The sequence below is a fragment of the Cupriavidus sp. genome (assembly GCF_057315035.1).
In genome coordinates this window covers 1-5,510 of sequence record NZ_DBHKYV010000079.1, presented here as the reverse complement: position 1 = coordinate 5,510, position 5,510 = coordinate 1, and the positions used below count along the sequence as shown (strand labels likewise).

Genomic DNA, 5,510 nt, shown 5'->3' with positions numbered 1-5,510 from the left:
TCAACATCAATATCAACCAGAGCGTGCAGCAGCTTCAGCAAGTGAACGTTGCCGCCTTCAACAACAACAAGATCGTTGGCGTCGATCTGGGCAAGGTCGCACTCAACGTCCACCCGACCCAATGGGGCGGCAACCTGGCGGCGGTTTGAACTGCCGGCATTTACTCGCGGGATAGCTGCAGCACATTGGCGCCGATCAGCGGATCAATCGCGCGCTCAAGTTTCTGCCCGTGCACGGCGATGGTCACTTCGAGCGATCCCGTGCCTACCTCCATGGCCAGAATGTGCCCGCCGTAGGTATCGAACTTGCCATCGCCGGCCACGCCATGGATATGGATCGATGGCTTGCCTTCCTTCCAGGCCACGCTGCCGACCACGCTGGCCATTTCCACATCGCGATAGGTCTTGGGGTTGAATTGCTGCTTGCCAGCGTCCCAGAACCCGAACGTCACGTTGGCGAAGCCGATGGCCGAGAGGCTTGCGCTTGGAATCTTCTCGCACTCGGCGAAGGCCGCCAGCCGGTCCAGGACGTTGTCGCCCATGCGCAGCACCAGCAGGTAGCCTGTCGGCGTCTTGATATAGCGCGGCACGTTCGGGTAGTTCTTGTTCTCGGGCTCCACGCGCAGCATGCCATTGCAGCCGGCCGGGGTCGCGGTCTGTGCCTGGGCCGGGTGAAAAGCGGTCATGGCGGCCGTGACAAGCGCAGCGCTCGCCAGCCATAGCGGCAGGCGTACAGGGGCGCGTGCAGTGATAGTGTTCATCTCGATCTCCTCGTTGTGATGGTTTGTCAAAGGTCGGGGCTCAGTGCAGCCATGCGGCCGGCACCAGGATCAGTTGTGGGAACAGCACGAACAGGAACATCAGCGCGGTCAGGCTCAGCAGGAAGGGCCAGACACCGCCGATCACGCTGTCCAGGCTGCAATGCGAGGTGCCGGCCACCACGTTGAGGACTGTGCCGACCGGTGGCGTCAACAGGCCGATGGCGTTGTTGAGCACGAACATCACGCCGAAGTAGACCGGATCGATGCCCGCCTTGGTGATGACCGGCATCAGGATCGGCGTCATGATCAGCACGGTGGGCATCAAATCGAGCGCCGTGCCCACCACGATCACCAGCAACATGATGATGAACATCAGCAGGATCTTGTTGCCGATGAACGGCTCCAGCAGCGCGGTCACCTGCGCGGGAATGTTGGCGATCGTGATAAGCCATGCGGAAACCAGTGCGCATGCCACCAGGAACAGTACCGTGCCGGACGTCTTGGCAGCCGTGACGATCAGGTCGGGAACCTTGCGCATGGCGAGTTCGCCGTAGACCAGCCGCCCCACCGCCATCGCATACACCACGGCTACCACGGCGGCCTCGGTTGGGGTGAAGGCGCCGATCTTCATGCCCCCGATGATGACCACCGGCAGCACCAAGGCCCAGATGCCCTCGCGCAGCGCGCGCAGCAGCCGGATGGCCGAGAACGGTTCCACGGGCGCCAGGTCTTCCTTGCGGGCGCAGACGTACCACGTGGCGGCCAGCGTCAGGGCCATCATCGCGCCCGGTGCGATGCCAGCCAGGAACAGCTTGGTGATCGAGATCTGCGCGACGACCCCGAACACGACGATGGCGATCGACGGGGGAATCACCGGCGCTATGATGCCGCCCGCGGCGATCAGGCCCGCCGCGCGCGGAACGTTGTAGCCGGCGTTGCGCATCATCGGTATCAGCAGTGCGGCCACGGCGGCGGTATCGGCCACCGCAGACCCGGAAATGCTGGCGACCACTGTGGCCGCGATGATCGCGACGTAGCCCAGGCCGCCGCGCACGTGGCCGACCGCGGCATCGGCCACGCGTACGATGCGCCGCGACAAGCCGCCGGCATTCATCAACTCTCCCGCCAGCATGAAGAACGGCACGGCCATCAGCGGGTAGTTGTTGACGCCCTCGAGCATCGTCTGGGCCAGGATCTGCGTGTCGAAGTTACCCAGATGCAGCATCAACGCCACCCCCGAGGCCAGCAATGCAAATGCAATCGGCATGCCGAGCGCCATGGCGCCCAGCAGCGAGCCGACAAAGACAAAAATGGTCATGATCCGTGCTCCGTTCTGTTATTCGCCGCTGGTGCCCGATTGCGGCACCAGTTCGCCCAGCGCCATGCGGCCGCTGACGAGCCGCCAGAGCGACCACGCCAACATCGCCGCCATGCCCGCGGCGCAGAGCAGCAAACACGCGTAGACCAGGCCGAGCGGGATGCCGGTAACAGGCGCGCGGTCGTCCATGCCGATCTCCACGATCTGCCACGCGCCATGAGTCAGCAGCAGGCAGCAGGCCAGCGCACCGGCATCGGCCAGCAGGCGGCACAGGCGCTGGCTGCCCGGGCCAAGGCGTGCCACGACGGTATTCATGCCAAGGTGTGCGCGGTCGTACATGACCAGCAGCGCGCCCAGCAGCGTTAGCCACATGAACAGGAAGCGCGAGGCTTCTTCCGAGAAGGCGATGCCGGTGTTGAACACATAGCGCAGCACCACATTGCCGAAGACGAGCCCGATCATGGCGACCATCAGGACGACCATGGCGCCATGGGCGATACGAAGGGTGAGGCGGTTCATGCTTGCACTCCTGTTGAAGCTGCCGATGGCCGGCCGTCGCTTGCCGCGTGCGGCGCCGTGTCGTCGAGCGTGATGCGATAGAAAGCCATGGCGTTGTCGCGCCAGATGCCGCGCGCCTGTTCGGCATCGAGGTCTGCCATGGCCTGGCTCATGGTGGCGATGACTTCGTCAATGTCGGTGCGCAGCCCCGACACGGGCAGGTTGCTGGCGAACATGCAGCGCCCGGCGCCGAAGGTGTCGATGGCGAGGCGGATCACTCGCACGTTGTCGGCGCGGTGCCACGGCGCGTGGGGCAGGCCGAACTCCGACAACTTCACGTGAACGTCGGGCAAGCTGGCCAGCGCGCGCATCCCGCGCAGCCATTGCGACAGGCCGGATTCCGAGCGGTCCCACGGCAGTCCGGTGTGTTCCACCGCTACCTTCAGGCCAGGCACGGCGCCGATCAGGTCGGCGGCCTCCTCCAGGTGCCAGAACGGCACGCGCAGGTCCCACGCCAGTCCGTGCGCGGCCAGGGCTTCGAGACCGGCCCGCCAGCGTGGATCCCGCAGCGTGCCTGGTTCGTGCCGCACATCGGGCGTGGCATCGGCCGTGGCATTGGCGGCAATGCGCGGCTTGCAACGTACGCCGCGTACCAGCGGATAGCGCAATTGCGCCCGCAGATGGGCAGCGTGGTCGGTGTCCAGCAGATCGACATGGGCCACTACGGCGTTCGGAAAGCCGTGGCGGGCATGCTGTTCATGAAGCCAGACCGTTTCCGCCAGCGACTCCGCGCGATCACGCTCGGCTTCCACATGGACCGTGCCATCCACGCGCACCCCCTGCCAGTGCGCCAGGTAGTCCTGCGCGGCGAAGTCGCGACGCAGTGCCGCGTAGTCGCCAAGGAAGAAAGCCTGCGGGTCGTAGCGATCCTGCAGCCACGGATAGCGGCCGGCACCGAGGTGCCAGAGGTGATGATGGGCATCGACGATGGCGTCGGGGCGGTTGGTCATGGCGCCACTCCTTTGCGCTGTGATGCGCATCAACGCTGCGTCTCGATCGCGCGCAGGATGGCGCCGCCGGCGTCACCGTTCTTCTGCACGAACAGTTGGCGAGTTTCTTCGCGCACAACCTTGCGGATGCTGTCGTTGTCAGGGTGCTCGTTGACCTGCACACCCTTCGCACGCAATTGGGCAATGGCCGCGCGCTCGTTGTCGGCGTTGAGCTTGCGCTGGTAGGTGGCGGCCGCGGCGGCCTCCTCCAGCAGTACCTTCTGATATTCGGGCTTGAGCGAATCGAACTTCGCCTTGTTCATCAGCACCACCAGCGCCGTATAGGCATGCCGCGTCAGCGACATGTACTTCTGCACCTCGTAGAGCTTTGCCGACACCATCAGCGTGGGCGGATTCTCCTGGCCATCGACGGCGCCGGATTCCAGTGCGCCGAACACCTCGGCGAACGGCATTGGCTGGGGGCTGGCGCCCAGCAGCTGGAATGCCTTGATATGGGATGGGTTAGGCGTGGTGCGGATCTTCAGGCCACGAATGTCCTCGGCGCGCTGGACCGGCCGCTTGTTGTTGCCCAGGCTACGGAAGCCGATTTCCCAGAACGCGAGGCCCTTGATGCGGTGGGCGCTTAGTTCGTCGAGCAGCGAGCGGCCGACAGCGCCGTCCAGCACCCGGTAGGCGCCGGGGCCGTCCTCGAACTGGTAAGGCAGGTCCAGCACGTTGAGCCGGGGTGCCAGTCCGGTGACGAACGGGTTGCCCGTGGCGCCGATGTCGATGGTGCCGCTGCGCACACCGGTCACCAGCGAGGTGTCGTTGCCAAGCTGGCTATTGGCAAAGACCTGGATCTCGACCGCGCCGCCGGTGCGGGCCTTGACCTTCTCGCTGAACGAGAGCGCAGCAAGATGCTGGGAGTCGGACTCCGGCACCGTATGTGCGAAGCGTAGCTTGACGGTCTGGGCGCCCGCCGCGCTGGCGATAGACAAAAGCGCGGCCAGCACGATATGCGAGATAGCGTGTTTCATGGTGGTTGTCTCCTGGGGTGATGAATGGCGCCGCCACATCGATTGGATGTCTGGGGTGGCGGTCGCCGTCGGGGCCGTCGGGCCCCTGCTTGCAGCGTTGTCAGGGCGTAACCCCGACCAGCATCAACAGCGCGGTCAGAGCGATTCGGTCAGCATCGCCATGTAGTCACCTTCGCTGGCAATGCGCGGGTTGGTCTTGTGGCAGTGATCGGCCAGCGCATAGGCAATCACGCGCGGGAACAGCGCCGGGTCCACACCCATCTGCGCCAGCCCGTCAGGCAAGCCGAGCCGGCGGTTCTTCTCGACGATGGCCGTATCGACATCGTCGGCGCCGCCAATGCCCATCGCTTGCGCCATCCGTGCCAGGCGGTCTTCGTCACGCATCGAAGGCGCCTGGGCGTTGAAGCGGATGACAGCGGGCAGCAGCACGGCGTTGAGCGTGCCGTGATGCAGGTTTGGCATCAGGCCGCCGAGCGCATGGCTCAGGCTGTGCACGCACCCTAGCCCTTTCTGGAAGGCCAGCGCCCCCTGGGTCGAGGCGCTCATCATTGCCAGGCGCGCGGCGCGGTTCTGCGGCTCGCGTTGCGCGAGTTCGATGTGCTGCCAGCCGCGGCGCAGGCCGTCGAGGGCAATGCCGTCCGCCGGCGGATTGAAGGCGGGGGCCATGAAGGTTTCCATGCAATGTGCGATGGCATCCATGCCCGTGGCCGCGGTCAGACCGGGCGGCAGGCCCAGCGTCAGTTCGGGGTCGCAGATCGCCACGCGCGGCACGATGTGCGGAGACAGTACGCCTACCTTGCGGCCATCGTCGAGGATCAGCACGGCGCCGCGGCCCACCTCGCTGCCGGTGCCGGCCGTGGTGGGGATGGCGATGACCGGCGCCGTGGCGGCCGTGATGCGGGCCACGC

Annotated in this window: 6 protein-coding genes; all 6 read right to left on the bottom strand. The window is 65.6% G+C overall.

All coding sequences use genetic code 11. The features are described 5' to 3' along the window. Positions 1 to 160 precede the first annotated feature (160 nt). Positions 161 to 760 (bottom strand): PCC domain-containing protein, encoded by a 600-nt coding sequence (locus tag ACO550_RS39300; RefSeq protein ID WP_315598772.1) that lies wholly within the window; start codon positions 758 to 760, stop codon positions 161 to 163. Positions 761 to 800: 40 nt separating this feature from the next. After that, on the bottom strand, positions 801 to 2,078 hold the full coding sequence (locus ACO550_RS39295) for a TRAP transporter large permease subunit (protein WP_315598771.1): 1,278 nt from the start codon (positions 2,076 to 2,078) through the stop codon (positions 801 to 803). An 18-nt stretch (positions 2,079 to 2,096) separates the two neighbouring features. Beyond that, on the bottom strand, positions 2,097 to 2,597 hold the full coding sequence (locus ACO550_RS39290; RefSeq protein ID WP_315598770.1) for a TRAP transporter small permease: 501 nt from the start codon (positions 2,595 to 2,597) through the stop codon (positions 2,097 to 2,099). Continuing rightward, entirely contained in the window at positions 2,594 to 3,586 is a 993-nt protein-coding gene (locus ACO550_RS39285; RefSeq protein ID WP_315598769.1) for an amidohydrolase family protein, read from the bottom strand. The genes ACO550_RS39290 and ACO550_RS39285 overlap by 4 nt, the downstream gene beginning before the upstream one ends. 29 nt (positions 3,587 to 3,615) lie before the next feature. Then, a complete protein-coding gene (locus tag ACO550_RS39280) occupies positions 3,616 to 4,602 on the bottom strand; it encodes a DctP family TRAP transporter solute-binding subunit (protein ID WP_315598768.1) in 987 nt (328 codons plus the stop codon). A 135-nt stretch (positions 4,603 to 4,737) separates the two neighbouring features. After that, positions 4,738 to 5,510, bottom strand: a 773-nt coding sequence (locus ACO550_RS39275) for an iron-containing alcohol dehydrogenase (RefSeq protein ID WP_485995171.1), incomplete at its 5' end; no start/stop codon positions are given.